4 protein-coding genes are annotated in these 2712 nt (G+C 63.9%); 1 reads left to right on the top strand and 3 read right to left on the bottom strand.

What is annotated here, in order from left to right; genetic code table 11:
• Positions 1–217 precede the first annotated feature (217 nt).
• Complete coding sequence (locus ABD330_RS32145) at positions 218–352, top strand: hypothetical protein (protein WP_344469851.1); 135 nt, start codon at positions 218–220, stop codon at positions 350–352.
• A 166-nt stretch (positions 353–518) separates the two neighbouring features.
• Here the strand turns inward: ABD330_RS32145 and ABD330_RS32140 are convergent, their stop codons facing one another.
• The 3 genes from ABD330_RS32140 to ABD330_RS32130 all read right to left on the bottom strand — a co-directional run bounded on the left by ABD330_RS32140 (position 519) and on the right by ABD330_RS32130 (position 2168).
• Complete coding sequence (locus ABD330_RS32140; RefSeq protein ID WP_344469850.1) at positions 519–944, bottom strand: helix-turn-helix domain-containing protein; 426 nt, start codon at positions 942–944, stop codon at positions 519–521.
• A 13-nt stretch (positions 945–957) separates the two neighbouring features.
• A complete protein-coding gene (locus ABD330_RS32135) occupies positions 958–1233 on the bottom strand; it encodes a hypothetical protein (RefSeq protein ID WP_344469849.1) in 276 nt (91 codons plus the stop codon).
• Positions 1234–1526: 293 nt separating this feature from the next.
• Positions 1527–2168, bottom strand: coding sequence for a M12 family metallopeptidase (locus tag ABD330_RS32130; RefSeq protein WP_344469848.1), 642 nt, complete (start codon positions 2166–2168; stop codon positions 1527–1529).
• Positions 2169–2712 lie beyond the last annotated feature (544 nt).

The following is a 2712-nucleotide window of genomic DNA, read 5'->3' as shown; positions in this document are numbered from 1 at the left end:
ACCGCCCTCACCTCATCGACGGATGCCTTGCCACCACCGGCCTGATCATGGACGGCTGACCACCCTCAGACCGACATCACGAATTCAAGTTCAGTAGCAGGTCGGCGGCGCCGTACCGGCATGACCGGGCGGAGCCGGCATCCCGGCTGGGTCCCTTACGGCACCCGGGTAAGCGCCGCGGAGGCATAGCGATCACGCTGTGGGGAAACCTGACGAGATGAAGGAATCCACCAAGATCGCGCTCGTCCTCTGCATCATCCTGGTCTTCGTCGTCGGGCTCATCGCCATCCTGATAGCAGTGGGGGGCCCCGGCCACCCCGACGGCGGCGGCGGCCAACCCATCGGAGTCTGATCATCCAAGGCCGACACGAAGCGCGACCCGATCCCCCGGGGGGACATGCGGGAGGGTTCAGGCAGCCCCGTACCGGCACGCCGGGCGTCGCCTGCATGCCGGGTGAGCAAGCGACTCAGCCGCTGCACCGTGCCCCGGAACGTCTACAGGCGACGCCAAACCAGTCTCACGCCGGGGTGGGGCGGGTGCATCCTCGGAACATGGCCAGCGTGCAGCCTGTGCGGTCGAGATCGGCGACCAGCCGAAGCGTCCAGTGGGTGGCATCCTTTGGGGTTCGCTCCAGCGTGGCCACCACCACGTCCTCGACACGACCATCGGTGATCTTCCTCGAAGCGCAGGGGCGGGGCTCGTCCACCAGCCCCTCCAACCGGCGCTCCAGGAAACGCCGCCGCCACTTGCCCACCGTCTGCGGCCAGATACCGAGCTCATCGGCGACCTGCCGGTTCGTCCTGCCGTCCGCGCACCCAAGCACGATCCGGCACCGCCGGGCCAGCGCCTGCGAGGACTTCGCCCGCCGCGACCAACGCACCAGCGTCGCCCGCTGATCCTCGGACAACACCAACTCGGCGATCGGCCGCCCCATCGTCGCCATAGGGCCGGTCTAGTTATTCAACGAACTCCTGGCGCAAGACACTTGGACCAGTACCAGTGAAAAATCCCGGGTGCGTGGAACCTTGACTGTCGGGTTGATCAGGGTCCGCACCGCCGGCCGAGGCGGCCTGCCGCTGCTGCAGGCCACAAAAGCCCCGGTCGGCCATCAGCAGGTCGCCCGGCCCCAGGGCTTCGAACAGTTCCCGCGCGAGCACGGACTCGGCTGTGGTGAACGGCCCCGGGGCGGCGTGGGTGATGGCGCGTGTGCCGCACTCGGCCAGGGCCACCATCCGCACCTGGGGGGAAGCGTGAGCCGGGCATACGTCTTGTACCCACTGGGCTGACGGTACGACAGCAGTGGGAGCAGGCCCCGGATCAACATTGCACGGCGGGAGATCCTCACCCGCTACGAGGTACGCGTAGAGCTCTTCCCTCTGGCAGCCAAGGCCACAACCCCACACTACAAGATCACGGGCATGACCAGGCAATTCTTCGATACCGCCGCAAAACAACAGGTCGAAGCCGCACAGGAATGACCCCAGTGCGGCTTCGACAGCGCTCCTTGAATTGGCCAGTTCCTACTTCAGGAGCCATAGATGGACTTCAGGGTAGCGATGTCGCCAGCCGACAGAGACGTCTTGCTTTCCGTCCCTGGCCACGTGCGTGGGGTCAATGCCTCGATGGTGGGTGAAATACCGTTGGCGGATGCATAGTTTGCCCCCACCATCATGACCGATTCAAAGTCGAACGTCCCGTACGCTCTGGTCCCCCTCGGTTCGTCGCGCGCCTCAAACATATACTCCATGCCCGAGGTCACTGCGGAGTAGTTGATCTTGATGAACTTGTCCCGATCACTCCGCACGTGCTCGGGGCACAAACCCAGAGCGCGCAGGAGCGTGGCGAGCAGCCGCCCACGGTTTACATCTTTAGCTGGCATATTTAGAGGCTGCTGCCCACCCACTCTCCCGAGCAGAGAGAAATATGGACCCTCAGGGTCGCCGTTCATGTCATGACCAACCCGCAGGTAGCTACCACTACCGCCATCAAGGAATTGGAATTTAATCAATCCCTTGGTCGATTCTGTGATATGTCGACATGCCTCGCTGAATGGGATCTGAAAACGCGAGGCGATGTCCGGGGAGAGTTGATCGTCAACGAAGACGGGGACCTCGCCGTTCGGCCATAGAAGCTTTGGCCAAGTGATGCAATCGATGCCGGCGCCCATGGTGTGGGTCCTTCCAGTTGTGCTGCCGGTGCCCGGAGGGCGGGGATCCTTTCGCTGACCGGAGAACAGTGACTTTCAACTGTCGACCGGCCGGGTGAGACCGAAACTACAGCGTTCACCCAGCGCGCGCAGGAAAACTCCTGCATAGTGCCGAGCGGCCGAGCCGTGGTTCGTGGCTCGGGTCAAGTTCGCGGGTGGCCATCCCAGACGGAATCCAGCTCGGCGGTGCGTCCCTCCAGCATCGCGCGGAGGTCCACGGTGCGCTTCATCCAGCCGTGTGATCTGACGCTGAAACGCGTCGACCGGCGGCGCCCCGCCCCCGACTCACACACTCACGACAACCGCTTGTCCGTCGTCGGCTTATCCTGTCCAGGACGTGGCATCCAGGAACTGTCCTGGACGGGCAGCCAGCAGCAACGATTGTCAAGTCACCGGTATTGCATCTAGTACTCCAGCCGTAGATCGTGATCTTCATGCCTGATTCGCGGCTTGTCGGCTGTAATGACTGGCCTGGGCGCGGGCTTGGTGACGGCGGCGCCAGTGG

Origin of the sequence: Kitasatospora kazusensis (assembly GCF_039529945.1) — a bacterium.
GTDB classification, from domain to species: domain Bacteria; phylum Actinomycetota; class Actinomycetes; order Streptomycetales; family Streptomycetaceae; genus Kitasatospora; species Kitasatospora kazusensis.
Note: the sequence above shows the minus strand (reverse complement) of the source record. Positions and strands in the feature narration are given on the sequence as shown.